Here is a 25135-nt window from a genome sequence, read left to right as displayed (position 1 = left end):
CCCTAACCGACACGGAACCACGCATGAATCCCGGAATCTCCACGGCCGCCTCGACGGCGGCCCCCCGCGAACCGGCCTGGGGCGCGGTATTCGCGATGACGCTCGGCGTCTTCGGGCTCGTCACGGCCGAATTCCTGCCCGCGAGCCTGCTGACGCCGATGGCCGAGAGTCTCGGCGTGACCGAAGGCGTGGCCGGGCAGGCCGTCACGGCCACCGCGACGGTCGCGCTGGTCACGAGCCTGCTGATCTCGGCGCTGACGCGCACGATCGACCGGCGGCGCGTGCTGCTCGTGTTCTCGGTGCTGCTCGTCGCATCGAACCTGGCGGTCGCGTTCGCGCCGAACTTGGGCGTGCTGCTGGTCGGCCGCGTCGTGCTCGGCATTGCGCTCGGCGGTTTCTGGACGATGGCGACGGCTACCGCGATGCGGCTCGTGCCGACGTCGATGGTGCCGCGCGCGCTGTCGATCATCTTCAGCGGCGTGGCGGTCGCGACGATCGCGTCCGCGCCGATGGGCAGCTACTTCGGCCACCTGATCGGCTGGCGCAACGTGTTCCTGATCGCGGCCGTGCTCGGCGCCATCGCGTTCGTGTCGCAGGTCGTCACGCTGCCGTCGATGCCGCCGAGCGGCACGACGCGGCTGCGCACGCTGATCGACGTGCTGCGCCGGCCGACCGTCGGCCTCGGGATGTTCGCGACGATCCTCGTGTTCACCGGGCATTTCGCGTTCTTCACGTACCTGCGGCCGTTCCTCGAACAGGTCGCGGGCGTCGGCGTGAACGGGCTGTCGGCGATCCTGCTCGGCTATGGCATCGCGAACTTCGTCGGCACGTCGCTGGCGGGCCGCGTGCTCGAACACCGGTTGCGGCCGATGCTGATCGGGATGCCTGCGCTGATGGTCGTGCTCGGCGTCGCGCTCGTCGCGCTCGGCCGTGCGCCGATGATCGACGCGGTGCTGGTCGCGTTGTGGGGGATGGCGTTCGGCGGCGTGCCGGTCGCCTGGTCGACGTGGGTCACGCGTACCGTGCCCGATGAGGCCGAGAGCGCGGGTGGGCTGATCGTCGCGGCGATCCAGCTCGCGATCGCGACGGGCGCGGCAGCCGGCGGCGTCGTATTCGACGCGAACGGTGCGGCCGGAGTGTTCGTCGCGGCAGCCGTCGTGCTGGCCGTCGCGGTTGCGACGATCGTGACCGGCGTGCCGAAGCGTGTCGGCGTGGTGTCCGCGCTCGCGGAATGACGTTGCACCGGCGGGCCGCCCGGCCCGCCGCTCAGCGCACGCGTGCGTGCGCGTCGAGCAACTGCCGGTGGCGCGCTTCGGTCGCGTCGTCGGCGGGGAACATGCACTCCATGCGCAGTTCCTGCGCGGCGGCGCTTTGCGGCGTCCCCACCGTCGTGACCAGCGAGAAGTAGCGCAGCACGACGCCTTCGTGCACGAAGCCGATCGGAATGACCGGCAGCGACGGTGCGGCGGCCGGCGCCGGCGGTGTTTTCCAGTCGCGCGGCGCATCGGGGCTGGCGAGCAGGTCGTCGAGCAGTTGCCGCGTGTCGTCGTCGATCACGCGGCCGACCGATTCGCGCTGCACGCGTTGCAGCAGGCTGCGCGACACCGTATCCCAGTCGGCCACGAACGGCCGCATCCCGTGCGGATCGAACATCAGGCGCAGCAGGTTGCGCGGGCCTTCGCGCGCGGCCATGTCGATGAAGCAGCCGAAAAAGCGCGGCGCCGCGTCGTTGCTCATCAGCACATTCCAGTGGCGATCCATCACGATCGCCGGAAACGGATCGTGCTGGCGCACGACCCGTTCCAGCGCGCCGATCACACCCTGCATCTCCTGCGCATCCCACGGCGCTTCCGAATACACCGGCGCATAGCCGGCCGCGAGCAGCAGCGCGTTGCGCTCGCGCAGCGGCACGTCCAGAGTTTGCGCGAGCGTCAGCAGCGTGTCGCGGCCCGGCACGCTGCGCCCGCTTTCGATGAAGCTGATCTGGCGCTGCGAGATGCCCGCGTCGAGCGACAGGTCGAGCTGGCTCACGCCGCGCACGTCGCGCCAGTAGCGCAGCAACTGGCCCAGTTCGTGCGGCGGCGCGTGCGGTTCGCGGCGGCTGGCGTTCATCGTGCGTCCCTGGGCGTTCCGTGAGCGACCGATCGACTATATCGGACTCACGCGGCGTGCGCATGCCACGCAAATGCGTCGAACGGTGCTTCGAGCGCGGGCTTCGTCACGCTGCCGACGTAGTTCGTGATCGTCGACGCGGCGACCACCGCGATCACCTCCAGCAACTGTTCGTCGCTGAAGCCGGCGTCGAGGAACGACTGCCGGTCGGCATCGGCCAGGCGGCCGCGGGTGTCGATCAGCTTGCGTGCGGTAGCCGACAGCGCGGCCAGTGTCGCATCGCCGGGCAGGCCGCCGCGGCGGATCGCATCGACGTCGGCGTGGGTCACACCCTGTTTCAGCGCCAGCGCGGTATGGAACGCGACCGGCCACTCGCTCGCGTTCGTGACCGCGTTGGTGAGCAGGAGCGTCTGGATCTGCGGCTCGGTGAGGCTGCTTGCGTGCACGCGCTCGAACAGGCCGAGGAAGCCGTTGATCAGCACCGGCGATGCGGCCATGGCCGCCGCGATGTTCGGGATCACGCCGAAGGTGTGCTGGAGCTGCTGGAGGACGGGCTTCGATGCGGCCGGCGCGGAGTCGATGGTGTGAAGCGGATAGGCGGACATGATGTCTCCCGGGCGATGAGCGCCGCCGGAATGGCGGCGCGACACCCGAAGCGTAGGAGCGGTCGTGTCGTGCGCCAATTACATGGGATGTAATCGTCGTGAGTGGCGGGGCCGCGAACGGCGCGAATCGATCGCGTGGCACACCCGGGTTCGGCGGGCCGATTCGCGTGGCGCTCGCATGCGATCGTATGATGTGCGAGCATCCGTGGCGCCATGCTCGCGCCGGTGGCTGGAAAGGGTCAGCGACCGTTGGCCGGTGCGGGGGGAGGGTACGGCCGCGTTGGCTGTTCGCATGCGCGGCGCGATGGGCTTCCCGGACTTTTCCACGCAACAACTGCATTCTTGAAGCGCTTGGCTCAATGAAGAAGGTAATCAACTTCAACTATCTGTCGCCGCTGTACACGTGCTTGTTCATCATGACCGATGACGAGCTGGACGATTTCTACATCAACTCCGATGACGGGCGGGCGTGGCTGCTCCAGCAGATGAAGACCCGATTCGAGCGATACGGTGCTGAATCCCGGTCGCGCGTCGTCGACGCACTGGAATATGCGCTGGTGTCGGGTTCATGGCTGGCGCGCTGGCGTGGCATCGTGCCGCACGATATTCCGCTGGACGACGTGACGGACAAGGAGAAATATGTTCGCGATCTTTTTCACGTGCTGGCCGGCAGGGCACCCGATCCCGCATTCGACGTTCGCGAGATCGAATTCGACCAGACCGTCGGGCCCGACGGAATCGACGTCCGGAAATAGCGAGGCAACCGACGAATGAGCGCGACGAAACGCGAGATGAAGAAGGATAACGAAACGATCGAACTGTCCGGCGAGGAGGCGTTGCGTGTGCTCGCGGAGATCGAATACATCCTCATCTCGTTGCGCAATATCGGCCGCTACTATCACGCTGGCCCGGCAGCCGCCGCCGGTACGGATCCGGACTATGCGCACGAGACCAACCGGTTCATCGACGAGGGCGGCGTGACCCGGCGGCTCGCGGAGGTGCGAAAGATCATCACCGGGAAATTCGATCGGTCGCTCGGCGCCGACGACATGGACGACGTCGAGCGGGCGATGGAACACATCAAGGTCTGGGAGAAACCCGGCGATCTGTGACGGCCGGTGCGGCGTGCGGCCGGCATCGCGATGCCGGCCAGCGCTGGATCGCGATGAAACGCGCGTCAGCTGCCTTGCCTGACCATCTCCGCCAGCGTCTTCATCGCCTGCAGGTACGGATATGGCCCGTGGCTGATGCGGGCCACGCCGTATGCCGCGAATTCGGCGAGCGTCGGTGTCTCAGTGACGCGCATCACGTTCACCGGCAGCGGCGATGCGGCCGTCAGCGCGCGAATGAGCGCCGGCGAGCGCAGCCCCGGCACGAACAGCCCGTCGGCACCGGCCGCTGCATAGGCGCGTGCGCGGGCCAGCGTGGCGTCGAGCAGGCGCTCGTCGTGCGTGTCGGCCGGCGCCTTGAAGAACTCGTCGGTACGCGCGTTGATCTGCATGTGCGTCAAACCTCGTCCTTCAGGGCGGTGAAGGATAGCGCGGACGCCGTAGGCGTCCTTTCGGGCGGCTAGTGGGGCGTTTTCTGTTGGTCGATGTATTTGCGAACGATTTCGACAGGCGCTCCGCCACAACTTCCGGCAAAGTAAGACAGAGACCACGGCGCGCCGCCCCACAACTTTTTACGAATGCTCGAGTAGCACTTGAAAGACGCAAATGCGACCACGTCGAATGGCTTGACTCGCTCTTGTGGGCCAGACATACAATCGTCGGATGCGACGACTCCAGGCCTTCAAGTTCGAACTGATGCCGAACGGCGAGCAGCAGCGCGATATGCGCCGCTTCGCCGGATCGTGCCGGTTCGTCTACAACAAGGCACTGGCGTTGCAGAAGGAGAACTACGAGGCGGGCGGCAAGTTCATTGGCTACATAGCAATGGCCAAGCATCTGACGGAGTGGCGTAACGGAGGCGAAACGCCATGGCTCAAGGATGCCCCCGTTCACCCGTTGCAACACGCCCTCAAGGACATGGAACGGGCCTACAAGAACTTCTTTGCCAAGCGAGCGGCGTTTCCGAAGTTCAAGAAGCGCGGCCAGCGCGACAGTTTTCGCTACCCGGACCCCAAGCAATTCAAACTCGACCAGCCCAATGGGCGCATTTTTCTGCCCAAGCTGGGCTGGATGCGGCTAAGGCTGTCGCGTCCTGTGCCGGGCGAACTGCGCAACGTAACGGTCAGCTTCAACGCGGGCAAGTGGTGTGTCTCGATCCAGACCGAGCGCGAGGTCGAGCAGCCGGTGCCCCATGCCACCAGCGTGATCGGCATCGATGTGGGCATCGCCCGCTTCGCCACGATGAGCGACGGCACGTTTGTCGCACCGCTCAACAGTTTCAAGAAACATGAGGCTTGTCTGCGCCGATGCCAACGTGCGATGAGCCGCAAGGTCAAGTTCAGCAATAACTGGAAAAAAGCCAAGGCCAGAGTCCAGCGTATCCATACGCGCATCGGCAATGCTCGCCGCGACTACCTGCACAAGGTCACGACCACGATCAGCAAAAACCACGCGATGGTGTGTATCGAGGACTTGCAGGTTCGGAATATGTCCAGGTCGGCGGCAGGCAGCACCGATGCGCCTGGCAAGAACGTTCGGGCCAAGTCCGGTCTGAATAAGGCCATCCTCGACCAAGGGTGGTTCGAGTTCAGACGGCAGTTGGAATACAAGCTGGCCTGGAATGGCGGCTGGCTGGTGGCGGTGCCGCCCGCGAATACAAGCCGGACGTGTCCGGCTTGTGGATACGTGAGTGCGGATAACCGGACCACGCAGGAAAAATTCGCCTGTGTCGAATGCAGTTACGAGGAGAACGCCGATGTCGTCGGTGCTCTGAACATTCTGGCGCGGGGACACCGCGTTGCAGCCTGTGGAGAGCCGGTGAAGTCGGGCCGCTCCGTGAAGCAGGAACCTGCCGAGGCGATCTGAGACAAGCATTGTCGTTTCAGACGCGGTAGGAATCCCCCGTCTTCAGGCGGGGGAGGATGTCAAGAAGTAGTTGGCGCCCGTGCGATCCGCGGCCTGCCGTGCCGCTGCGAGGCGAGCTGCGGCGGCTTCGACGTCGCGCAATTCGCCCGTCGCCGGGAAGCTGTCCTCGAGGTTGCAGCCGATCGCGCCGGCGTCGATGCTCAGCGCGATCGTTTCGGCGACATCTTCCGGCCGCTCGCCGTACCCGCTTTCGAGATCGACGGTGACGGGCAGGTCCGTGGCACGCGTGATCCGCTCGAGCACTTCCATCATCAGCGCGCGCGGCATCTGTTCGCCGTCGACGAAACCGTTGGCCGCCGCGACCGACCAGCTGCCGGTTGCCAGCGCGACGGCGCCCGCGTCGGCCGCCGTGCGCGCGCTGCCGGCGTCCCACACGTTGAACAGCGCCAGCGGCTGGCCCGCGCGGTGAAGCGAACGGAAATATGCGCCTTTCTCATTGCTGCTCATACCTGTGTCTCCTTGTGGAAAACCGGGTCGGTTGTCGTGCCGAACGATACTGCCACCGAATCGAGCGCCGCGAGGAAATCGCGCGCGTCGAACAGTTCGCCGAGACTGCGCACGCCGCCCGACACCGCGGTGTCACCCGCTATCAGGCGAACGGCCGCCTCGACGATGATCGGCGCGCTGACCGCGTAGATGTCGCGCCCGGACGCCGTCGCGCGGTGTGTCGTGCCGCCCTGCACGACGATTACGTCCATCGCGAACTGCTGCGCCGAGCGGCCCAGTGCGTCGGTTGGCGCGGGCGGCGGCGTGGCCGCATCGCGTACGTCGCGCAGCGCGAGCGTCGCGAGCCACGATTCGATCGTATCGATGTTCAGGTGACGCGACAGCGTCATCACTTCGGAAAACGGCAGCAGCGTCACGTCGACGCGGCCGATCGGCGGCGGGAACGGCCATGCGCGCTCGCGTGCGGTAGACGGCACCGGCGTCGGCTTGCCGGCCTTCTGCACGAGCCGCACCGCGCGATTGCGTTCGCCCGTCACGCGCGTGCCGCGCGTCGGGTGCCAGCGGTCGAGCCCGGTCGCGATATCGACGCGCTCGATCGGCTGGTTTCGGTCGACCACGGCCGTGACGAGCAGGTCGGCCAGGCCGCCGTAGAACGCCGCGGCCGGCACGACGGTCACGCCCGCCGCGCGCGCCCGCGCATCGCTGTGTTCGGCCAGCGCCAGCACCGACGGCTGTTCGGCGGTCAGGTCGAGATAGGGGATGCCGGCCCGCAGCGCGGCATCGGCCAGCGGCAGCGCGGTATCGAGGTACGGGCCCGCGCAGTTGATCACCGCAGCCGCGCCGCGCAACGCGGCGTCGAGCGCGGCCGGATCGTCGATCGCGGCGACGCGCGCGAGCGCCGTAGCGCCGCCGTCTTCCGCGAGCCGCGCGGCATCGCGGCCGATGCGGATCGCGCGCAGGCCGCGCCGTGCCAGTTCGGCGACGACAAACCGCCCGGTATGACCCGTGGCGCCATAGACTGCAACCGTCATTCGATCATTCATGATCAACTCCGCTACAGAACGGTCTGTTTTATAGTACAGACCTGTAGCGTCGTCAAGGTCGCGGTGCTATGATCGGATCACTGTTGCGGTAGGGGCGGCCAGCACGGCCGGGTCGGGATGAAAAAGGAAACAGGCACACCAGGGAACGCGCCCGATACGCGCGAACGCATTCTGCAGACGGCCAGCGAGCTGTTCTACCGGGAGGGCACGCGCGCGGTCGGCGTGGACCTGATCGTCGCGCAGGCGGGCGTGGCGAAGACGAGCCTCTATCGCCACTTCGCGACGAAGGACGACCTGATCGAAGCGTTCCTGCTGCGCGAGGACGCCGATTTCTGGGCGCATTGGGATGCGGTGGCCGCGCAGTACCGGCGCACGCCGCGCGAGGAGCTGGATGCGCAACTGCAATGGATCGGCGAACGCATTGCGCGCCCCGGCTATCGCGGCTGCCCGCAGATCAACATCGCCGCCGAATATGCGGACGGCAACCATCCGGCCCGCAAGGTGGCCGTCGCGCACAAGCAGGAGCTCCGGCGCCGGCTGACCGAACTGGCGGCGGCGATCGGTGTCGATGAACCGGAAACTTTCGCATTGCGGCTCGCGACCGTCATCGACGGCGCGCTGAGCAGCGGGCAGGCGCTGCATGCGCACGGGCCCGTGGCCTTCCTGCAGGAATTCGCGCAACTGCTGCTGCCGAAGAAGGGCCGGAAGTAAGCCGCCTTGCCGCAGCGACCCGCGTGCCGGTTCGGTTCAGTCGCGCGCGGCCGGATCGACCGACAGCGCGCGCAACTGGCCGCGCAACTGGTCGACTTCTTCCGGCGCGAACGGCCGTTCGATCTCGGCATGCGCCTGCTGCCACAGCGGAAACGCTTCGGCCAGCAGGTCGTGGCCGGCCGGCGTCAGTTCGAGCAGGCGGCTGCGCCGGTCGTCCGGATCCTGGATGATCGTGACGAGGCCGCGCCGCTCGAGCGGCTTGAGCGCGGCCGTGAGCGTGGTGCGATCCATCGCGAGCAGCGACGCGACCGATTTCATCGGCGCCGGCTGGGGCCGGTTCAGCGACATCAGCAGCGAAAACTGGCCGTTGGTGAGATCCAGCGGGCGCAGCACATCGTCGAAAATCCGCGCAAGGTTGCGCGCCGCGCGCTGCATGTGCAGGCACAGGCAGCAATCGCGCACCATCAGCGTCGTGTCGAAAGGGAGCTTTTCTTTTCGTGCCATGTTGCAATTGTGTTGATATCAACCTATCGTGTCAAGGTCGAGGCGCGGCAGCCCGTCGCGTCCGTCACCGGAGGAGACAACATGAGTGCTCAACAGCAGTTGTATCTCGCGGTATTTCTCGGGACCAAGGATAGTCCGGCCATGAAGGCCTGGCTGGCGCTGCCGGAAGACGCGCGGCGCACGCGCGAGCGCGATGGCATCGCCGCATGGCATGCATGGGTCGACCGGCATCGCGACGCGATCGTCGAGATGGGCGGGCCGCTCGGCAAGACCAAGACCATCGATGCGGCCGGCGTCACGGACACGGCGAATGCGATGAGCGGCTTTACCGTCGTGCGGGCCGCGTCGCACGACGCGGCGGCCGCGCTGTTCGAAGGCCATCCGCATTTCACGCTGTTCCCGGGCGTGGCGATCGACGTGATGGCGGTGCTGGCGATTCCCGGCGCGTGAACGACGAGCGAGGCCACGCGTCGGGTATCGGCGATGCGCCGTGGCCGCCATGCGGAAGTTTTCCCGACATTCTGGATGGAGACTGGCGATGAAGCTTTACGGATTTGCCGGCACCCGCTCGCAACGCGCGCTGTGGGGGCTGAAAGAGCTGGATGCCGATTTCGAGTTCATCTCGGTGAACCTGCTCCAGGGCGAGCACAAGCGTCCTGAATTCCTGCGCCTCAATCCGGCCGGCAAGGTGCCCGTGCTGGTGGACGGCGACCTCGTGATTCCCGAATCGGCCGCGATCGTGCTGTATCTCGCGGACGAGTACCCGGAGAAGGCGCTGCTGCCGGTCGATCCGGCGCTGCGGGCCGAGGCTTACCGGTGGGTCATGTTCGCGGTGACGGAGCTCGAGCAGCCGCTGTGGCGGATCACGCGGCATTCGTTCATCTATCCGCCGGAGAAGCGCTCGCCGGCCGACATCGAACTGGCGCGCGAGGATTTCAGGACGATGGCCGCAATCCTCGACAAGCATCTCGAAGGGCGCGAGTTCATCGTCGGCGATTCGCTGACGGTGGCCGATTGCGTGACGGCCTACCTGATCGACTGGGCGGGCGAGTGCAACCTGATCGAATCGTTCCCGCAGCTGCGCGCGTATCTCGAACGGCTGTATGCGCGGCCGAAGGCGCCGCAGCGGATCGCGGACGCGCGCAAGGCGGCGTGACGAGCGGCGGTCGGTCATGTGCCGCATCGGCGTGACCGGCCGCTACTTTGGCGGAATCGGCGACCGGCTATCAGCCGCGTGTCATGGCGGGGAAGCGCGCGTCGCGAATGCGGCGCGCGCAGACGTTCACGCTACGTCGTCGGGGCCGCCAAGCATGCGACACAGCATCGACAGGTCGCTGAGTGTGAGGTGCGGTGTCGCGGCCTGCGGCTGAACACGCTCCGTTTCCGGATGCGTATCGCGTACCACCCACGCTGCCTGAAGTCCTGCGTTCAATGCGCCGACGACATCGAGGTGATAGTCGTCGCCGACATGCAGCAATTCCGCCGGCCGCACATCGAGCGTTTGCGCCGCCGCATGGAAGATCCCGGGCTCCGGCTTCGCGACCCCGAACGCCTGCGCGCTGAGCGTCGCACGAAAGAATTCGCCGCCGCCGGTCAGCTGGAGATTCGCGTTGCCGTTGGTTACCGCGATCAACGGGAACCGCGCGCTCAACCACGCGAGCGCCGGCAGCGCATCGTCATAGAATTCGACCCGGTTGCGCGCGGCATAGAAGGCCGCGTACGCATGCTCGGTGAGGGCGGCATCCTCGTTCGCACGCTCCAGCGCCAGCCTGATCGAGCCGATTCTCATTGCGCGGAAGTCGCCGGCAAGCTCGGGGCACAATCGTTCGTATTCCTCACGCAGCTCGCTCAGTGCCTGCTGCGTGGGCAGCACGCTCGCGGTACCGGGCGCATGCTCGATCAGCCACGCGCGGAGTGCGGCTTCGGCCCGTACGACGGCCGGCCCGAACGGCCACAGGGTGTCGTCCAGGTCGAACGAGAGGGCGGAAACTTGGGTGAGACGCATGGCGATTGACCGGGAATTTCGTTTACCAGGGCCACGGAATGGAGATTCCGGTGCCGTTTTCGAGGGCCTGCTGATACAGGAAGCGTGCGACGGTCAGGTCCTGAAGCGCGAGGCCGGTCATGTCGAAGACGGTGATCTCGTGCGGCGCGCGGTCGACCGACGCGGTTCCGGTGAGGATGTCACCGATTTCCGTGCGTGGCAAATCCGGTGCCCACTGGCATTCGCCAATGCTGCGCGCCTGATCGTGATCGTCCACGACGATGCGCGCGCGTGCCAGCACGCCTGCCGGAAGCTCGCGCTTGCCGACGGTGTCGGCGCCCACGCAGGTCAGGTGGGTGCCCGGCTGAACCGCATCCGCATCGAACAGCGCGCCGCCGCCCGGCGTTGCCGTGATGACCACGTCGCTATCGGCCACCGCGTCGTTCCGGTCGCGCGCCACGGCGATCGCGCATCGTTCCCGGAAGGCCGATTCGAATCCCGGATCGGGTTCGCCGCTGACGTTCACGTACTGCACCGTGCACCGTTGCGGCAGCAGCGCGAGCGCGTAGTCGAGCTGGACGCGCGCCTGCACGCCTGTGCCGAACACACAGATTCGCGTGCTGTCGCGACGCGCGAGCAGTTGCAGCCCGAGGCCGCCGGCCGCCCCGGTTCGCGCGGTGGTGATCGCATTGCCGTCCATGATGCAGAGCGGGCGGCCCGTGGCGGGATCGAATAGCGCGACGGTGGCCTGATGCGGTTCGCCGCCGAGCCCGCGGTTGCCGGGCCAGAACCCGGCCGCCTTGAAACCGAGCAGATCCTGGCGCGCGACGTCGCCCGACTTGATGCCGAACACGCCGCCGGTGTGCAGCTTCTCGCGAACCACCGGAAACACGCGTCCGGCCCGTTGACTGTGCAGCACGAAGGCTTCGCGAACCGCCGCCGTCACTTGCGCGGCCTGGAGGGCGGGTTCGACGGCGTCGCGGTCGAGAAGCAGGAGTCGGGCGTCTGTCGGCATTTTCGAGCAAGCGCTTTCGGCGCGAGGTGTTGGCGAATTGTTTTAAATTTTGTCCAGATTTGGATAAATAGTCAACGTGGCGATGGCGCGGCGCGGACGCTCGGTTGGGTTCACCACCCGTAGAAGCGCGGCCACGTCTGCGCGCCGCCGTCTTCGCCGACGGCCTGATACTCGGGATGTTGCGCGCCGGTGGCGCACGCGTGATTCGGCAGGATGCGCAGGCGGGTGCCGATCGGAAACCGTTGTGCGATGCCGGAATCGGGCGAGCCCGCGCGCGACACGATCCCGTGCTCCTGGTTGGCGGCGCTCATCACGTAGCCGCCGAGCACGTCGCCGTGTTCGGTGCAGACCAGCCCGTAACCGAAATCGCGCGCCTGGCGCTGCGTGCCGCGGTCGCGGCTCATCGCCATCCAGCCCGCGTCGACGATCGCCCAGCCTTTCTCTTCCTGGTGCCCGATGACGGTGGTCAGCACCGACAGCGCGATGTCGGCCAGGTCGCACACGCCGATGTTGTGCATCACGAGGTCGAACATCACGTACACGCCGGCGCGCACCTCGGTGACGCCGTCGAGGTGGTTCGCCGCGAGGGCGGTGGGCGTCGAGCCGATGCTCACGACCGGGCAAGGCAGACCGGCGGCCCGGAGGCGCTCCGCCGCCCGTACGGTGCGGCTGCGTTCCTGCTCGGCGATGGCCGCCAGCGCGTCGGGCGTGTCGTATTCGTAGCTGGAGCCCGCGTGCGCCAGCACCCCGCCGAGCGCCATCCCGCCGTCGACCAGCGCGCGGCCCACGTCGATCAGCAGGTCGGCGTCGGGCGGAATCCCCGAGCGGTGGCCGTCGACGTCGACCTCGATCCACACGTCGAAGCGCTCGCCGTGCGCGCGTCCGAATGCGGCGATCGCGTGCGCGGCCGGCAGGCTGTCGGCGACCAGCTTCAGGTCGCAACCTTGCCGGCGCAGCGCGAGCGCCTGGCCCAGCTTCGCGGGCACGATGCCGACCGCGTAGACGATGTCGCGGATGCCGTGCGCGAAAAACTGTTCGGCTTCCTTGAGCGTCGACACCGTGATGCCCTGCGCGCCGGCGGCGATCTGCGCATCGACGACGTGCGCGCATTTGGTGGTCTTGACGTGCGGCCGGAACCTGACGCCGAGCGCATCAAGATGCGCCTGCATGCGGCCGATGTTGTGACGCATGCGGCCGACGTCGATCAGGGCGGCCGGCGTGTTGAGGGTTTGAAGATCCACGATGCGTTGCCTCGGAGGGTTGCCGATGCGAACACTGTAGAGACGTCGACGGGATTCGTGTTTAACGCATGGCTAATCCGGCATTAAACGCTGCTTAATCGACCGAATCGTGCGGATCGCGGCGCGGCTCATGCCTTGCCGCGCCACGGCGGCGGGCTCAGAAACCGCGTCGCGGCTTCGAGAAACACCCGTTGCCGCGCGGAGCGGCCGGTGCGCGATGGCAGCAGCGCCGTCACCGGCGCGGGCGGCAGGTGCCAGTCGGGCAGCAAGCGGACGAGCCTGCCGTTCGCCAGCAGCGGGGCGACGTCCCACTCGGAGCGCTCGACGATCCCGAGGCCGGCCAGCGCCCATTCCGTGATGACGGTGCCGTCGTTGGAGGACAGTGCGCCGGTGACGCGGATCACGGCGGAGCGCCTCGGTTCGCCCTTGACGTCGCCGCCTTGCGAGAAGCGCCATCGCGGGATGTCCTCGTCGTTCTCGCGCAGGCACAGGCAGTCGTAGCGGGCCAGGTCGGACGGATGGTTCAGTTCCTTGAGGCGACGTGCATAGGCCGGGCTCGCGCACAGAAAGCGCGCGTTGGGCGCGAGCGGATACCCGATCCACGACGACGACTTGAGGCTGCCGACATGAACGACCACGTCGGCTCCCGATGCGCCGGTCAACGGGCTTTCCGACAGGTGGAGCGCGATGTCGAGCTTCGGATGCGCGCGTTGCACGTCGCGCACGATCCGCGCGACGTACTTTCGCCCGAAGCCGAGCGGGGCGACGATGCGCAGCGTGCCGCGCACGTCGTCGTGGTCGCCCGAGATGCTGACCGGCAGCGCCTCCACGCGCTCGAGAATGTCGACGGCCTCCTGGTACAGCCGTTGTCCTTCGTCGGTCAACGCGATCCCTTTCGGTTGCCGCACGGCGAGCCGTGCGTTCAATCGCGCTTCCATCCGCTGCAGGCGAATCGTGACCGCGGGCGGCGTGAGATCGAGCAGCCGCGCGGCCGAGGCGAGCGAGCGCGACGTGCCGATCGCGCGTACGAGTCGAAGGTCGTCGAGGTCGAGCATTTCACGTCTCTTAATGCTGGAGGTGCCGAGCATTAAACCGCACATCGGGATGCGAATCCATCGATGCGGATGCGGATGCGGATGCGGATTCGGATGCAGATGTGGATGCGGATCGCGGTGACTGCGTATCGAATCGAACCGGATCGCACCGCCGCTTCGCATGACGCAGCCCGCGGCTCCACGCACCGTTACCGGTCGAGCCCGAAAATCAGCGACCGGTGCGCGGCGACCCCGGCCATCACACCCGACGCCGACGCGAACGTCGCGTTGGTCATCGGCGTCGATGCGTCGCCAGCCACGAATACGCCGGGGACACTCGCCTGCTTCCCCGCATCGACACGAACGACCGGGCCGAGCGGTCCGTCGTCGAATGCACAGCCGAGCTGCTGCGCGAGATCGCTCGCCATGGCCGTGCGCGCACCGACGAACAGCGCATCGATCGGCACGACCTGCCCGTCGGCGAGCCGCAATGCGTCGATTCGCGGCGCATCGCCCAGGATTTCAGCAACGGGCGACCGTTCGATGCGCACGCCACGCGCATTGAGCAACGCGGCTTCTTCTTCATTTGCTTCGACTACACCCTGCGTGAACCACGCCGTCGGGCCCCAGTCCGGAATCAGGATCGCCTGATGCACGGACAGCGGATGCGAGGCCAACACGCCGAGCCGCTGGCCGCTCACCTCGTACCCGTGGCAATATGGGCAATGCAGCACGCTGACGCCCCAGCGCTCGGCGAGCCCCGGCAGCGCGGGCAACTCGTCCCGGATACCTGTCGCGAGAATCAAGCGGTCGGCACTCGCACGGCTGCCGTCGGCGAGCGTCACGTGGAAGCGGCCGTCCGCATCGCGTTCGGCCGTGCGCACGTCGCCGGTGATCCGCTGTACGGTCGGATACGCGGCGAGCTGCGCGGCGGCTTCCGCGACGATCTGCGCGGGCGGCTTGCCGTCCTGCCCGAAAAAGCCGTGCGCGTGCGCGGCAAAGCGGTTGCGCGGCCGGCCGGCGTCGATCACGAGCACGCGGCGGCGCGCCCGCGCAAGCTGCATCGCGGCCGACAGCCCCGCAAAGCTGCCGCCGATCACGATCACTTCATGAGGGTCATGCATGCACCTTCTCCTTTCCTGAACCTGCGTGAATGACGGGCGCGTTCCGATGACGGCCGATCTAACTCATGAAACACGAGCAGTTACATGATAGGGCGATGGTATCATTCACGCAACTTCAGAAGTTTCGAGAGAGAGGGGCGCTGCCCGTGAGAACCGATAGCCGTTTGTCGCGCATGCTGCATGTGCTGATCCACATGGACCAGGCCGACGGCCCGCTGACGTCGGAGACGATCGCGACGATGCTGAGCACGAACCCGGTGGTCGTGCGGCGCCTGCTCGGCGGCTTGCGCGACCGCGGCTACGTGCAGTCGGAGAAGGGACACGGCGGCGGCTGGGCGCTGAGCGTCGCGCTCGACGACATCACGCTGCTCGATGTCTATCGCGCGGTGGGCGAGCCGCCGCTGTTCTCCGATCTCGTCACGGACGACGAGGCCGAATGCCTGGTCGAGCAGGCCGTCAACGCGCACCTGTCGGCCACGCTGAAGGAGGCCGAGACGACGCTGCTCGCCCGCTTCGGCGAAGTCACGCTCGGCATGCTGTCGCGCGATTTCGAGGCGAAGCACGCGAAGCGGCGCAAGCCTCGCTGACGCGCCGCAGCATCGCGGCCGGCCGTCGCCAACCTGCGATCCGGCACGGCCGAAAACGCTGCGCCGCAATGTTCTGTCCCCCAACTTCTGCCCGGTTCGCCCGCCACAGGGCAAAATACGGGTTTTCCGCACCCGCGAGGGCGCGACCGAATCACGCGCCGGGCGGCGGCAGTGCGCAATCCGCACGCCGCCGCCGGGCGCCCAGGCAAGATCGCTCGCCATGTCGCGAGCCCACAGGAGTCCAGACCTCATGCCCGAATCCAACCTGTCCTTCTTCGGCCGGCTATCGCTGGCCGTCGGCACGTTCTTCTCCGTGCTCGGCAACCGCGAGTTCGCGGCCGGCGTGCTGCGCGTGCGCGATGGCGCCCCGGCGCCCGTCGCGCCGGCACCCGCTGCCGCACCGGCCCCGGCCCCGGCGCCTGCCGCCGCGCCCGTGAAGGCGCCGGCACCCGAGTTGCGCGAAGCGAGCCCGCAGGCCGCGCTGCAACTGCTCGGCCTGCTGCAGCGCGATGCGCGCTTCATCGATTTCGTCGAGGAAGACATCGCCGGCTACGCGGACGCCGACATCGGCGCGGCCGCGCGCCTCGTGCACGACGGCTGCCGCGCCGCGCTGCGCGAACACTTCTCGATCGTGCCGGTGCGCGACGAAGCCGAAGGCAGCCGCGTGACGCTGCCGGCCGGTTTCGACGCGACGGCCGTGCGCGTGACGGGCAACGTGGTCGGCTCGGCGCCGTTCACGGGCACGGTCAGCCATCGCGGCTGGCGGGTGGCCGACGTGCGCCTGCCGAAGCTGACGGGCAGCCACGACGCATCGGTCGTCGCACCGGCGGAGGTGGAACTGTGAGCGATCCGCGCTATTCGATCGGTATCGATCTCGGTACGACCCACTGCGCGCTGTCGTATGTCGACAGCGCCGCGAGCGACGGCGAAACCATCACGCAGCAAGTGCTGCCGATCGCGCAGCTCACCGCGCCCGGCGCGCTGGAGTCGCGCGACCTGTTGCCGTCGTTTCTCTATCTTCCGCATGAAAGCGAACTGACGCAGGGCGACCTGACGCTGCCGTGGACGGCCTCGCGCGCGTTCGCGGTCGGCGAGATGGCGCGCACCCGCGGCGCCGGCACGCCGATCCGCCTCGTGTCGAGCGCGAAGAGCTGGCTGTGCCACCCGGGCGTCGACCGCCGCGCGGCGATCCTGCCGAGCGATGCACCGCCGGAAGTGTCGCGCGTGTCGCCGCTGGAAAGCTCGATTCGCTACCTGACGCACCTGCGCGAAGCGTGGGACCACACGCATCCCGACGCGCCGTTCGCCGACCAGGACGTGACGGTCACGATCCCCGCGTCGTTCGACCCGGCCGCGCGCGAACTGACGGCCGAGGCCGCCCGCGCCGCCGGCTACTCGCGGATGACGCTGCTCGAGGAGCCGCAGGCCGCGCTGTACAGCTGGATCCAGAAGAGCCAGGGCGGCTGGCGCAAGCAGGTGCAGGTCGGCGACCTGATCCTGTGCGTCGACGTCGGCGGCGGTACGACCGACCTGTCGCTGATCGCGGTGGTCGAGCGTGAAGGCAATCTCGAACTGCATCGCGTGGCGGTCGGCGAGCACATCCTGCTCGGCGGCGACAACATGGACCTCGCGCTTGCGCATATCGTTGCGCGCAAGCTCGCGCAGCAGGGCACGCAGGCTGACCCGTGGCAACTGCGCGCACTCACGTACGCGTGCCGTTCCGCGAAGGAAACGCTGCTGTCCGACCCGACGGCCGACGCGGTGCCGCTCGTCGTGCCGAGCCGCGGCTCGAAGCTGATCGGCGGGTCGATCCGCACGGAGCTCACGCGCGCGGAACTCACGCAGACGATCCTCGAAGGCTTCTTCCCGCAAGTCGACGCAGCCGCGCGCCCGGTGAGCCGCGCGCGCGTCGGCCTGACGCAGCTCGGCCTGCCGTATGCGCAGGACGCGGGCATCACGCGCCATCTCGCGGCGTTCCTCGGCCGCCAGGTCGCGGCGCTCGACTCGCTCGAAGGCGTGCAGCGCACGCTGCCGCAGGGCGCGACGTTCCTGCATCCGACCGCCGTGCTGTTCAACGGCGGCGTGTTCAAGTCGACGCTGCTCACGCAGCGCGTGCTCGATACGCTCAACAGCTGGCTCGCCGCCGAAGGCGCGCCGCCCGCGCGCCTGCTGGAAGGCGCGGATCTCGATCTCGCGGTCGCACGCGGCGCGGCGTACTACGGCTACGTGAAGCGCGGCCGTGGCGTGCGCATTCGCGGCGGCACGGCGCGTGCGTACTACGTCGCGATCGAATCGGCGATGCCCGCGGTGCCGGGGCTCGAACCGCCGGTGCAGGCGCTGTGCGTCGCGCCGTTCGGGATGGAGGAAGGTTCGGACGCGGCGTTGCCGCCGCAGGAGTTCGGCCTCGTCGTCGGCGAACCGGTGCAGTTCCGCTTCTTCGGTTCGTCGGTGCGCCGCCAGGATCAGGTCGGCACGCTGCTCGACTACTGGTCGCCGGAAGAGCTGCAGGAGCTGGAGGAAATCCAGGCCACGCTGCCCGCCGAAGGGCGCACCGTCGGCGAAGTCGTGCCCGTGAAGCTGCATGCGCGCGTGACCGAAGCCGGCACGCTCGAACTCGAGGCGATCCCGAGCGGCACGAACGAGCGCTGGAAGGTCGAGTTCGACGTGCGCGGCGCCGCCTGAGCGCGATGAAGCGCTATACGGTCGGGATCGACCTCGGCACCAGCAATACGGTCGTCGCCTACGTCGAGGCCGGTTCCGACGCGATCCGCGTGTTCGACGTCGAGCAGCTGGTCGGCCCCGGCGCGGTGGCCGCGCAGCCGCTGCTGCCGTCGGTGCGCTATCACCCGGCGGCGGGCGAGCTGCCGCCGGACACGCTGCGGCTGCCGTGGGCCGCCCACGCGAAGGCGAACACGGCCGGTGCGACGCCGGCCGTGATCGGCCGCTACGCGCGCACGCTCGGCGCGCAGGTGCCGGGCCGGCTCGTGACGAGCGCGAAGAGCTGGTTGTCGCACGCGTCGGTCGACCGGCTCGCGGCGATCCTGCCGTGGGGCGCGGCCGACGGCGTCGACAAGGTGTCGCCGGTCGACGCCAGCGCGAGCTATCTCGCACACGTGCGCGACGCGTGGGACGCACGCTTTCCCGATGCGCCGCTCGCGAAGCAGGACGTGATCCTGACGGTGCCCGCGTCGTTCGACGACGGCGCGCGCGCACTGACGGTCGAAGCCGCGCGGCGCGCGAAGCTGCCCGCGCTGCGGCTGCTGGAAGAGCCGCAGGCCGCGTTCTACGACTGGCTGTACGGCCAGCGCGACACGCTGCGCGAGACGTTCTCCGCCGCGCGGCGCGTGCTGATCTGCGACGTCGGCGGCGGCACGACCGACCTCACGCTCGTCGATGTCGCGCCCGGCGACGACGGCGAGCCGAGTTTCACGCGTGTCGGCGTCGGCAATCACCTGATGCTCGGCGGCGACAACATGGACCTCGCGCTCGCGCGCCTGGTCGAGACGCGGCTGACCGAGCCCGGCACGCGGCTGTCCGCCGCGAGCCTGTCGCAGCTCGTCGAGCGTTGCCGCGCGGCGAAGGAGCGGCTGCTCGGCGACGATGCACCCGAATCCGTCAACGTCACGCTGCTCGGCGCGGGCAGCAAGCTCGTTGGCGGCGCGCGTTCGGCCGAGCTGACGCGGCAGGAAGTCGAGCAGATCGTCGTCGATGGTTTCTTTCCGCAGGTCGAAGCCGGCGAGTTGCCGCGCCGTGCGCGCGCCGCGATCGTCGAATTCGGGTTGCCCTATGCGAGCGATGCGGCCGTTACGCGGCACGTCGCCGCGTTCCTGAATCGTCATGCGGAAGGCCCGCTGCCCGACACGCTGCTGCTCAACGGCGGCGTGTTCCGTGCGGGGGCGCTCGCCGGCCGTCTCGCACAGACGCTCGGCGCGTGGCGCGGTGCACCGCTCGACGTGCTGCACAACGCGCATCCGGACGTGGCGGTCGCGCGTGGCGCGGTGGCCTACGGGCTCGCGCGCGCCGGGCATGCGCCGCGTATTGGCGGCGGTTCTGCGCGCAGCTATTTCCTCGTGCTTGACGATGGCGAGGCCGAATCTGCCGCGCGCGGCGTCTGCCTGCTGCCGCGCGGGGCGGAAGAGGGCCACGAGATCCGGCTCGACGATCGCACGTTCGCGCTGCAACTTGGGCAGCCGGTGCGTTTCCACCTCGTGTCGACGGTGGCTGAGACGGCGTACCGGCCCGGCGATCTCGTCGATCTCGACGGCGGCGATTTCGTGCGGCTGCCGCCGATTGCGACGGTCGTCGACGCGAAAGCGGCCGGCGACGCGCGCGAAACGCCGGTGAAGCTCACCGCGTCGCTGACCGAGGTCGGTACGCTCGAAATGCACTGCATCGCGACCGACGATGCGGCGCGCCGCTGGCGGCTCGAATTCCAGTTGCGCGGCGATGCGCCCGCGCAGGGTGACGACGCCGCACTTGCGCGGCATCCGCGTCTCGACCAGGCAATCGAACTGATCGAGCGCTCGTTCGGCAGCAAGGCCGCCGGCGTCACCCCGAAAGACACGCGCCGGTTGCGCGGACAGCTCGAACAGGCGCTCGGTGCGCGTGAGGAGTGGGACGTCGCGCTCACGCGTGAATTGTTCGACGCGTTGCTCGCGCGCGCACGGCGGCGGCGGCGCTCGTCCGATCACGAACGTGCTTGGCTGAACCTCGCCGGTTACTGCCTGCGTCCGGGCTTCGGCCATCCGCTCGACGCGTGGCGCATCGAGCAACTGTGGCCGCTGTTCGACGACGGGATTCAGTATGTGACCGACGCTCAGGTGTGGTCGGAGTGGTGGACGTTGTGGCGGCGCGTGGCCGGTGGCCTCGACGACGATGCGCAGACCCAGGTGCGCGACGCGATCGCGTTCCTCGAACCGACCGACGACAAGCGGCGCAAGCTGCCGTTCGATCCGGGCAAGGTCGGGCCGGCCGACATGACGCGGTTGTCTGCGTCGCTCGAACGGCTGCCCGTGGAACGCAAGGTCGAACTGGCCGAGCGCCTGATCGCGCAACTGCAGAAGCCGGGCGAGCGTGCATTGTGTGCATGGGCACTTGGGCGCATCGGCGCGCGCCGGCCGTTCTACGGCAGCGCGCACAGTGTCGTGCCGGCGGAAGTCGCCAACGGTTGGCTCGATGCGCTGTTCGAGCTCGACTGGAAGCAGGTCGAACCGGCCGCGTTCGCGGCCGCGCAGATTGCGCGGATGACCGGAGACCGTTCACGGGATCTGCCGGACGACACACGCGAGGCCGTGATCAAGCGCCTGTCGGCCGCGAATGCGTCGACGGCGTGGATCGACATGGTGCGCGAAGCGATTGCGTTCGACGAAGCCGACACGGTGCGCGTGTTCGGCGAAACATTGCCGGCCGGGTTGAAGCTGCTGGCCGGGTGAAGGCGGTCACGGAACGGATGCTTCGACCACGTTTGCAGGACGAAGCATCCGGTTGCGCCGGTCAGTGCGCGACGTGACCGCTGTTTGCTTCACGCATGCGATGACGCTTCGCGCTGTCGTTCCACCGATTCGATTTCCGACGCATCGCGCGCGGTCGAGCGCCGCGCGAGATGAATCCCCGCGAGCATGCAGCGCACCGAGCCGCCGGCCAGTTCGATCGTCGGCACGTCGAGCGGCAGCAGGCGGGCAGAGCGCTCGATCGTCGCGCGCTGCACCGGCGTGAGGCAGTCATACGCGCGCCGCGACAGCGCGAGCACGCGCCCCTCCTTGCCCGACAATTCCAGCGTATTGCCCGCGAAATTCGCGATCTGCGACGCATCGAGCGCGATCACCGTGCGTCCCGTTTCGGCCAGCCGTTGCGCGATCTCGTCACGTCGGCGGCTGTCGGCGATGAGGTCGAGCCCGACCATCGCGAACTCGGTCGCGACGCTCATCATCACGTTCGTGTGATAGATCGGCCGCCCGTCGGCATCGGCCGTATCGAAGCAGATCGGCTCGAAATTGAAGTTCGTGCAGAAGCGTTCGAGCGCGACCGGATCGGCGCGGCGCGAACGCGCGGTGTACGCGATCCGCGCGACGTGATCGAGCACCATCGCGCCCGTGCCTTCGAGGAACACGTCGTCGTATTCGAGCCCGGAATAATCGATCACGTCCTGCACGCGATACTCGGCCTTCAGCATCTCGACGATATCGGCGCGCCGCTCGCGGCGCCGGTTCGCGCTGAACATCGGATACAGCGCGACGTGGCCGCCCGGATGCGTCGAGAACCAGTTGTTCGGGAACACCGAATCGGGCGTGTCGCGCTCGCCGTGATCGTCGAACACGTGCACGCGCACGCCGGCGTCGGCGAGCGTCTGCGCGGCGGCCGTGACTTCGTCGCGCGCGGCGGCGGACACGGATGCCGCGCCGTGCGCGCCGTCGGCGGCGGCCGTGCGCTGGAACGCGTTGTCGGCCGCGGTTTGCGGGTTCGGCAGGAAGCGGTGCGGCCGGATCATCACGACGGCGGCCGGCGCCTGGATCGATACGAGATTCATGGAAGGCAAGGACGAAAGGCTGGAAACCGGGCGGCGTGCGTGCCGCCCGGGCATCGCAGTCAGCGCGCGAACGCGGCGACGGCTTCGGTGACGTACGCCGCGTGACCCTGCGCGATCGCGGCCGGGTCGTCGATCAGCGCGAACAGGTTCTTCGGGTCGACGGCCGGTGGAATCAGCGCGATTTCGACGCCCGCGTTGTGCTGCTGCGCGAGCGCATACAGATAGCGCAGCGCCGAGTAGTCCTCGAGCGCGAAGCCGACCGAGTCGAACACCGTGACTTCGTCCGCGCGTGCGCGGCCGGTCGTCTCGCCCTGCAGCACGCGCCACAGCTCGGTGACGGGGAAGTCGGCCGGCATCTGCTGGATCTCGCCCTCGATGCGCGATTGCGGCTCGAATTCGACGAACACGCTGCCTGCATGCAGCACGCCTGCTTCGAGTTCGGTCTTGCCCGGGCAATCGCCGCCCACGGCGTTCAGGTGCATGCCCGGCTCGATCATGTCGGCCGTGACGATCGTCGCGTACGCCTTGTCGGCGGTGACGGTCGTCACGATGTCGGCGCCGCGCACGGCGTCGGCGGTCGACGCGGCGCGCACGACGCGCAGCGCCGGGTACGCGGCGAGGTTCTGCACGAGCTTGTCGGTCGCGCGCGGATCGACGTCGAACACGCGGATTTCGTCGATGCCGAGCAGCGTGTGGAACGCGATCGCCTGGAATTCGCTCTGCGCGCCGTTGCCGATCAACGCCATCGTGCGCGAGTCGGGACGTGCCAGTGCCTGCGCGGCGAGCACCGACGTGGCGGCCGTGCGCAGCGCGGTGGTCAGCGTGAGTTCGGCGAGCAGCAGCGGGTAGCCGGTATCGACTTCGGCGAGCGCGCCGAACGCCATCACCGTGTGCATGCCGCGCGCGGCATTGACGGGGTGGCCGTTCACGTACTTGAACGCGAACAGCGACGCGTTCGCGACGGGCATCAGTTCGATCACGCCGTCGCGCGAGTGGCACGCGACGCGCGGCGATTTGTCGAAATCGGCCCAGTGCAGGTAATCGGCGCGCAGCGTGTCGACGAGCTCGCGGAGGAACGTCGTGACGCCGGTCGTGGCGATCAGTCGGGCGGTGGCGGGAACGTCGAGGAAGCGGGTCATATGTTTGTCTCCTGTCGACCCGAGTTAGCGCTTTAGCGCTTACTCGGGTCCCATGCCTTGTGCGGTCGACCCGAGTTCGCGCTTTAGCACTTACTCGGGTCCCATGCTTTGCAATTACTCAGTGCCGGTACGGGTGTCCCTGGCGTTCTGGTCGACCTGGCGGTGCGTCGGCGCGCGTCCCGGCTTCCTGGAAAGCGGCGGTGCGGCCTGTCCCGCCGGTCGATAGGGTCATTATTTCCGCGAGTCGAGCCAACAAAAAGACAGCAAAAGTGGCAGATTTATCGATAGACTTGGCAAATTGCCAGCCTGATCCGGCAGTTTGACCAGTTCTCGCTGGTCGGAATGCACAGCTTCCGGCACGCTGGCGGCCGGTTCACGTTCAACAGGAAGGCCCGTCCATGATCACGCTCGACGACGTCGACCGGCAGCTCATCGCGCTGCTGCGCGACAACGCGCGACTGCCCGTCGTCGCGCTGGCGAAGGAATTGCGCGTCGCAAGGGCGACCGTGCAGAACCGGCTGACGCGGCTGGAGAAGAACGGCGTGATCGTCGGCTATACGGTGCGGCTCAAGCCGGCGGCGGAACGGCACCGGATCCGAGCGCTGATGTCGATCGCCGTGCAGGGCAATCGCGGCGCGGAAGTGGTGAAGGTGCTGCGCGGGCATCCGAACGTCGCATCGATCCACAGCACCAACGGGCGCTGGGATCTCGTCGCCGAGCTGCATGCCGATTCGCTCGAGCACTTCGATCGCGTGCTCGGCGCGATCCGGCTGATCGACGGGATCGCGAATACCGAGACGAGCATTCTGCTGTCCACGCACAAGGCGTGACGGGGGCGGGGCCGAGCGGACCTCGTTGCTGCCGAAGGGCCCGGCCGCGGATAGATTGGCCACGTAGCGGCTGCGAATCAAAGCGGCCGGCGCGAAAGGTGCCGCGTCGCGCCGTTGTCCGAATTCCATTTCGATCGCGACATGGCTAGCTGAAAGCGGGCCGGTTGCACTCGGCGTACCAGCCAATCGTTTGCCGCACGACCGAGATGATCCTGTCCGCGCGACGCGCGATACGAGCCACGAACCGCCGGGCCGGCAGCGCGCCATCTTGCTTCGGTATCCCTATTTGACCGATGGCTCGGGATTTACGCTAATTCACGTCAGAAAGTCAAAACTTTGGCCCTCGTTGATCGATCGGGCATGCTAGTCTGAATCGGTAATACAAAGTAATAAAAAAAGCCCTTAATAAATTACAAATCAATAACATGGCACAGACGATAGAGGACGCAGGGGGACGGGGAACGTGCACGTCAAGTACGCCGGCAGTACACGCTACGGCTATACGAGAGGAATCGGAGGGGATCAGTCTGATCGAGCTTGGCGCTCGCGTGTCGTCGGTGACGGTGCTGGGCGTGTTTGCCTACATGCTCTATTTGCAGTGGCGACTGGATACGAGCCGGATCACGCTGATCCTGCTGTTGGTCTCCGCCGTACTGACCGTTGGATTCTCGGTGTTTGCGAACTTGCCGAGGCGGCGCGACTGGCATCCCGTCGCGGTGATTTTTACGCTCGGCGGTTCGTTCTATTGCCCCGCGTATCAGCTGACCGTCAGCACGCAACTGATTCCGGAGTGGGCCGGGGGCGCGTGGCAAATCACCGGGATTGCATTGCAATTGTTCGCAAAGCTGTCGCTGGGGCGCTCATTCGGTCTGCTGCCGGCGAACCGGGGCGTCGTCTCGACCGGTGCGTACCGCTTCGTGCGTCACCCGATCTACGCCGGTTACCTGTTGTCTGAAATCGGTTTCCTGCTCGCCAACTTCAGTACCCGAAACGTGGTCACGATCGGCGTCTGGATGGTGTTGCAGATCGGGAGAATCCTGCTCGAGGAGCGCCTGTTGTCGGACGACGCGGATTATCGTGCGTACCGGGCGCAGGTTCGGTACCGGCTGATTCCGGGCGTGTTCTGACGGGCATGCCGAACGCTCGCCATGCCTGAGCGTGGATGAACCTCGCGAGCGTGGGGCCGGCGCAGCTTCGT

At 67.7% G+C, this 25135-nt stretch carries 25 protein-coding genes and 2 pseudogenes; 13 read left to right on the top strand and 14 right to left on the bottom strand.

Annotated elements, in window-relative coordinates; all coding sequences use genetic code 11:
• Positions 1-23: 23 nt before the first annotated feature.
• Positions 24-1235, top strand: coding sequence for an MFS transporter (locus tag LGN19_RS10660; RefSeq protein ID WP_226214507.1), 1212 nt, complete (start codon positions 24-26; stop codon positions 1233-1235).
• A gap of 31 nt (positions 1236-1266) precedes the next feature.
• Here the strand turns inward: LGN19_RS10660 and LGN19_RS10655 are convergent, their stop codons facing one another.
• Together LGN19_RS10655 and LGN19_RS10650 are read right to left on the bottom strand one after the other, a co-directional pair.
• On the bottom strand, positions 1267-2112 hold the full coding sequence (locus LGN19_RS10655; protein ID WP_226214506.1) for a helix-turn-helix domain-containing protein: 846 nt from the start codon (positions 2110-2112) through the stop codon (positions 1267-1269).
• Between the two features lie 47 nt (positions 2113-2159).
• Positions 2160-2717, bottom strand: a complete 558-nt coding sequence (locus tag LGN19_RS10650) for a carboxymuconolactone decarboxylase family protein (protein WP_226214505.1) — start codon at positions 2715-2717, stop codon at positions 2160-2162.
• Positions 2718-3133: 416 nt separating this feature from the next.
• Here LGN19_RS10650 and LGN19_RS10645 point away from each other — a divergent pair, with 416 nt between their 5' ends.
• Together LGN19_RS10645 and LGN19_RS10640 are read left to right on the top strand one after the other, a co-directional pair.
• Positions 3134-3472 carry a hypothetical protein gene (locus LGN19_RS10645; protein WP_226214504.1) on the top strand — a complete coding sequence of 113 codons (339 nt, stop codon included), beginning with the start codon at positions 3134-3136 and terminating at the stop codon, positions 3470-3472.
• 15 nt (positions 3473-3487) lie between these two features.
• Positions 3488-3829, top strand: a complete 342-nt coding sequence (locus LGN19_RS10640) for a hypothetical protein (protein WP_205170120.1) — start codon at positions 3488-3490, stop codon at positions 3827-3829.
• 65 nt (positions 3830-3894) lie between these two features.
• Here LGN19_RS10640 and LGN19_RS10635 read toward each other — a convergent pair whose 3' ends face one another.
• Together LGN19_RS10635 and LGN19_RS10630 are read right to left on the bottom strand one after the other, a co-directional pair.
• Positions 3895-4317 carry an isocitrate lyase/phosphoenolpyruvate mutase family protein gene (locus LGN19_RS10635; RefSeq protein WP_413227203.1) on the bottom strand — a complete coding sequence of 141 codons (423 nt, stop codon included), beginning with the start codon at positions 4315-4317 and terminating at the stop codon, positions 3895-3897.
• Positions 4287-4415: pseudogene (locus LGN19_RS10630) on the bottom strand (transposase); the annotation flags it as partial. The pseudogene LGN19_RS10630 and the gene LGN19_RS10635, both read right to left, overlap by 31 nt.
• A gap of 74 nt (positions 4416-4489) precedes the next feature.
• On the opposite strand from LGN19_RS10630, the gene LGN19_RS10625 reads away from it, so the two are divergent.
• Positions 4490-5692, top strand: a complete 1203-nt coding sequence (locus LGN19_RS10625; protein WP_226214503.1) for an RNA-guided endonuclease InsQ/TnpB family protein — start codon at positions 4490-4492, stop codon at positions 5690-5692.
• 54 nt (positions 5693-5746) lie between these two features.
• Here LGN19_RS10625 and LGN19_RS10620 read toward each other — a convergent pair.
• Both LGN19_RS10620 and LGN19_RS10615 read right to left on the bottom strand, forming a co-directional pair.
• Positions 5747-6199, bottom strand: a pseudogene (locus tag LGN19_RS10620) (isocitrate lyase/phosphoenolpyruvate mutase family protein); the annotation flags it as partial.
• Positions 6196-7242: a saccharopine dehydrogenase family protein gene (locus tag LGN19_RS10615; RefSeq protein WP_226214499.1), complete on the bottom strand. Its 1047-nt coding sequence runs from the start codon at positions 7240-7242 to the stop codon at positions 6196-6198. The pseudogene LGN19_RS10620 and the gene LGN19_RS10615, both read right to left, overlap by 4 nt.
• 117 nt (positions 7243-7359) lie before the next feature.
• On the opposite strand from LGN19_RS10615, the gene LGN19_RS10610 reads away from it, so the two are divergent.
• A complete protein-coding gene (locus LGN19_RS10610) occupies positions 7360-7953 on the top strand; it encodes a TetR/AcrR family transcriptional regulator (protein ID WP_226214497.1) in 594 nt (197 codons plus the stop codon).
• Between the two features lie 36 nt (positions 7954-7989).
• On the opposite strand, the gene LGN19_RS10605 is transcribed toward LGN19_RS10610, so the two are convergent.
• Positions 7990-8457: a MarR family winged helix-turn-helix transcriptional regulator gene (locus tag LGN19_RS10605; protein WP_174960729.1), complete on the bottom strand. Its 468-nt coding sequence runs from the start codon at positions 8455-8457 to the stop codon at positions 7990-7992.
• An 81-nt stretch (positions 8458-8538) separates the two neighbouring features.
• On the opposite strand from LGN19_RS10605, the gene LGN19_RS10600 reads away from it, so the two are divergent.
• Together LGN19_RS10600 and LGN19_RS10595 are read left to right on the top strand one after the other, a co-directional pair.
• Complete coding sequence (locus LGN19_RS10600; protein WP_226214496.1) at positions 8539-8907, top strand: hypothetical protein; 369 nt, start codon at positions 8539-8541, stop codon at positions 8905-8907.
• 88 nt (positions 8908-8995) lie between these two features.
• On the top strand, positions 8996-9613 hold the full coding sequence (locus LGN19_RS10595) for a glutathione S-transferase family protein (RefSeq protein ID WP_226214494.1): 618 nt from the start codon (positions 8996-8998) through the stop codon (positions 9611-9613).
• A 126-nt stretch (positions 9614-9739) separates the two neighbouring features.
• On the opposite strand, the gene LGN19_RS10590 is transcribed toward LGN19_RS10595, so the two are convergent.
• The 5 genes from LGN19_RS10590 to LGN19_RS10570 all read right to left on the bottom strand — a co-directional run bounded on the left by LGN19_RS10590 (position 9740) and on the right by LGN19_RS10570 (position 14855).
• Positions 9740-10462, bottom strand: coding sequence for an HAD family hydrolase (locus tag LGN19_RS10590; protein WP_226214492.1), 723 nt, complete (start codon positions 10460-10462; stop codon positions 9740-9742).
• 22 nt (positions 10463-10484) lie between these two features.
• The gene (locus LGN19_RS10585) at positions 10485-11456 is read right to left on the bottom strand and encodes an ornithine cyclodeaminase family protein (protein ID WP_226214483.1); all 972 of its coding nucleotides are present in this window, start codon (positions 11454-11456) and stop codon (positions 10485-10487) included.
• Between the two features lie 110 nt (positions 11457-11566).
• Entirely contained in the window at positions 11567-12697 is a 1131-nt protein-coding gene (locus LGN19_RS10580) for a DSD1 family PLP-dependent enzyme (protein ID WP_226214481.1), read from the bottom strand.
• A 128-nt stretch (positions 12698-12825) separates the two neighbouring features.
• Positions 12826-13752 carry a LysR family transcriptional regulator gene (locus LGN19_RS10575; protein ID WP_413227202.1) on the bottom strand — a complete coding sequence of 309 codons (927 nt, stop codon included), beginning with the start codon at positions 13750-13752 and terminating at the stop codon, positions 12826-12828.
• Between the two features lie 188 nt (positions 13753-13940).
• Complete coding sequence (locus tag LGN19_RS10570; protein WP_226214477.1) at positions 13941-14855, bottom strand: NAD(P)/FAD-dependent oxidoreductase; 915 nt, start codon at positions 14853-14855, stop codon at positions 13941-13943.
• A 146-nt stretch (positions 14856-15001) separates the two neighbouring features.
• On the opposite strand from LGN19_RS10570, the gene LGN19_RS10565 reads away from it, so the two are divergent.
• From LGN19_RS10565 to LGN19_RS10550, 4 genes are all read left to right on the top strand, one after another.
• The gene (locus tag LGN19_RS10565) at positions 15002-15442 is read left to right on the top strand and encodes an Rrf2 family transcriptional regulator (RefSeq protein WP_122948920.1); all 441 of its coding nucleotides are present in this window, start codon (positions 15002-15004) and stop codon (positions 15440-15442) included.
• A 250-nt stretch (positions 15443-15692) separates the two neighbouring features.
• Positions 15693-16286, top strand: coding sequence for a DUF2760 domain-containing protein (locus LGN19_RS10560; RefSeq protein ID WP_226214475.1), 594 nt, complete (start codon positions 15693-15695; stop codon positions 16284-16286).
• Positions 16283-18124 (top strand): Hsp70 family protein, encoded by a 1842-nt coding sequence (locus LGN19_RS10555; RefSeq protein WP_122948922.1) that lies wholly within the window; start codon positions 16283-16285, stop codon positions 18122-18124. The genes LGN19_RS10560 and LGN19_RS10555 overlap by 4 nt, the downstream gene beginning before the upstream one ends.
• Positions 18125-18129: 5 nt before the next feature.
• Positions 18130-20874 (top strand): Hsp70 family protein, encoded by a 2745-nt coding sequence (locus LGN19_RS10550; protein WP_226214473.1) that lies wholly within the window; start codon positions 18130-18132, stop codon positions 20872-20874.
• 89 nt (positions 20875-20963) lie between these two features.
• Here the strand turns inward: LGN19_RS10550 and ctlX are convergent, their stop codons facing one another.
• Together ctlX and LGN19_RS10540 are read right to left on the bottom strand one after the other, a co-directional pair.
• Complete coding sequence (gene ctlX, locus LGN19_RS10545; protein ID WP_122948924.1) at positions 20964-21968, bottom strand: citrulline utilization hydrolase CtlX; 1005 nt, start codon at positions 21966-21968, stop codon at positions 20964-20966.
• A gap of 59 nt (positions 21969-22027) precedes the next feature.
• Positions 22028-23107 carry an ornithine cyclodeaminase gene (locus tag LGN19_RS10540; protein WP_122948925.1) on the bottom strand — a complete coding sequence of 360 codons (1080 nt, stop codon included), beginning with the start codon at positions 23105-23107 and terminating at the stop codon, positions 22028-22030.
• A gap of 398 nt (positions 23108-23505) precedes the next feature.
• On the opposite strand from LGN19_RS10540, the gene LGN19_RS10535 reads away from it, so the two are divergent.
• The gene (locus tag LGN19_RS10535) at positions 23506-23937 is read left to right on the top strand and encodes an Lrp/AsnC family transcriptional regulator (RefSeq protein ID WP_006479718.1); all 432 of its coding nucleotides are present in this window, start codon (positions 23506-23508) and stop codon (positions 23935-23937) included.
• Positions 23938-24521: 584 nt separating this feature from the next.
• On the top strand, positions 24522-25064 hold the full coding sequence (locus LGN19_RS10530; protein ID WP_374104176.1) for a methyltransferase family protein: 543 nt from the start codon (positions 24522-24524) through the stop codon (positions 25062-25064).
• Positions 25065-25135 lie beyond the last annotated feature (71 nt).

The sequence above is a fragment of the Burkholderia sp. AU30198 genome, assembly GCF_020419825.1.
In the GTDB taxonomy this organism is placed as follows: domain Bacteria; phylum Pseudomonadota; class Gammaproteobacteria; order Burkholderiales; family Burkholderiaceae; genus Burkholderia.
The sequence above is the reverse complement of the archived record's forward strand: the minus strand, read 5'-3'. Positions and strand labels throughout refer to the sequence as shown.

What these genes read in the sequence shown, in the direction of transcription:
- LGN19_RS10660 (WP_226214507.1), top strand. Translation starts at nt 24, where the DNA reads ATGAATCCCGGAATCTCCACGGCCGCCTCGACGGCGGCCCCCCGCGAA.
- LGN19_RS10655 (WP_226214506.1), bottom strand. Translation starts at nt 2,112, where the DNA reads ATGAACGCCAGCCGCCGCGAACCGCACGCGCCGCCGCACGAACTGGGC.
- LGN19_RS10650 (WP_226214505.1), bottom strand. Translation starts at nt 2,717, where the DNA reads ATGTCCGCCTATCCGCTTCACACCATCGACTCCGCGCCGGCCGCATCG.
- LGN19_RS10645 (WP_226214504.1), top strand. Translation starts at nt 3,134, where the DNA reads ATGACCGATGACGAGCTGGACGATTTCTACATCAACTCCGATGACGGG.
- LGN19_RS10640 (WP_205170120.1), top strand. Translation starts at nt 3,488, where the DNA reads ATGAGCGCGACGAAACGCGAGATGAAGAAGGATAACGAAACGATCGAA.
- LGN19_RS10625 (WP_226214503.1), top strand. Translation starts at nt 4,490, where the DNA reads ATGCGACGACTCCAGGCCTTCAAGTTCGAACTGATGCCGAACGGCGAG.
- LGN19_RS10615 (WP_226214499.1), bottom strand. Translation starts at nt 7,242, where the DNA reads ATGAATGATCGAATGACGGTTGCAGTCTATGGCGCCACGGGTCATACC.
- LGN19_RS10610 (WP_226214497.1), top strand. Translation starts at nt 7,360, where the DNA reads ATGAAAAAGGAAACAGGCACACCAGGGAACGCGCCCGATACGCGCGAA.
- LGN19_RS10605 (WP_174960729.1), bottom strand. Translation starts at nt 8,457, where the DNA reads ATGGCACGAAAAGAAAAGCTCCCTTTCGACACGACGCTGATGGTGCGC.
- LGN19_RS10600 (WP_226214496.1), top strand. Translation starts at nt 8,539, where the DNA reads ATGAGTGCTCAACAGCAGTTGTATCTCGCGGTATTTCTCGGGACCAAG.
- LGN19_RS10595 (WP_226214494.1), top strand. Translation starts at nt 8,996, where the DNA reads ATGAAGCTTTACGGATTTGCCGGCACCCGCTCGCAACGCGCGCTGTGG.
- LGN19_RS10590 (WP_226214492.1), bottom strand. Translation starts at nt 10,462, where the DNA reads ATGCGTCTCACCCAAGTTTCCGCCCTCTCGTTCGACCTGGACGACACC.
- LGN19_RS10585 (WP_226214483.1), bottom strand. Translation starts at nt 11,456, where the DNA reads ATGCCGACAGACGCCCGACTCCTGCTTCTCGACCGCGACGCCGTCGAA.
- LGN19_RS10575 (WP_413227202.1), bottom strand. Translation starts at nt 13,752, where the DNA reads ATGCTCGACCTCGACGACCTTCGACTCGTACGCGCGATCGGCACGTCG.
- LGN19_RS10570 (WP_226214477.1), bottom strand. Translation starts at nt 14,855, where the DNA reads ATGCATGACCCTCATGAAGTGATCGTGATCGGCGGCAGCTTTGCGGGG.
- LGN19_RS10560 (WP_226214475.1), top strand. Translation starts at nt 15,693, where the DNA reads ATGCCCGAATCCAACCTGTCCTTCTTCGGCCGGCTATCGCTGGCCGTC.
- LGN19_RS10550 (WP_226214473.1), top strand. Translation starts at nt 18,130, where the DNA reads ATGAAGCGCTATACGGTCGGGATCGACCTCGGCACCAGCAATACGGTC.
- ctlX (WP_122948924.1), bottom strand. Translation starts at nt 21,968, where the DNA reads ATGAATCTCGTATCGATCCAGGCGCCGGCCGCCGTCGTGATGATCCGG.
- LGN19_RS10540 (WP_122948925.1), bottom strand. Translation starts at nt 23,107, where the DNA reads ATGACCCGCTTCCTCGACGTTCCCGCCACCGCCCGACTGATCGCCACG.
- LGN19_RS10535 (WP_006479718.1), top strand. Translation starts at nt 23,506, where the DNA reads ATGATCACGCTCGACGACGTCGACCGGCAGCTCATCGCGCTGCTGCGC.
- LGN19_RS10530 (WP_374104176.1), top strand. Translation starts at nt 24,522, where the DNA reads ATGCTCTATTTGCAGTGGCGACTGGATACGAGCCGGATCACGCTGATC.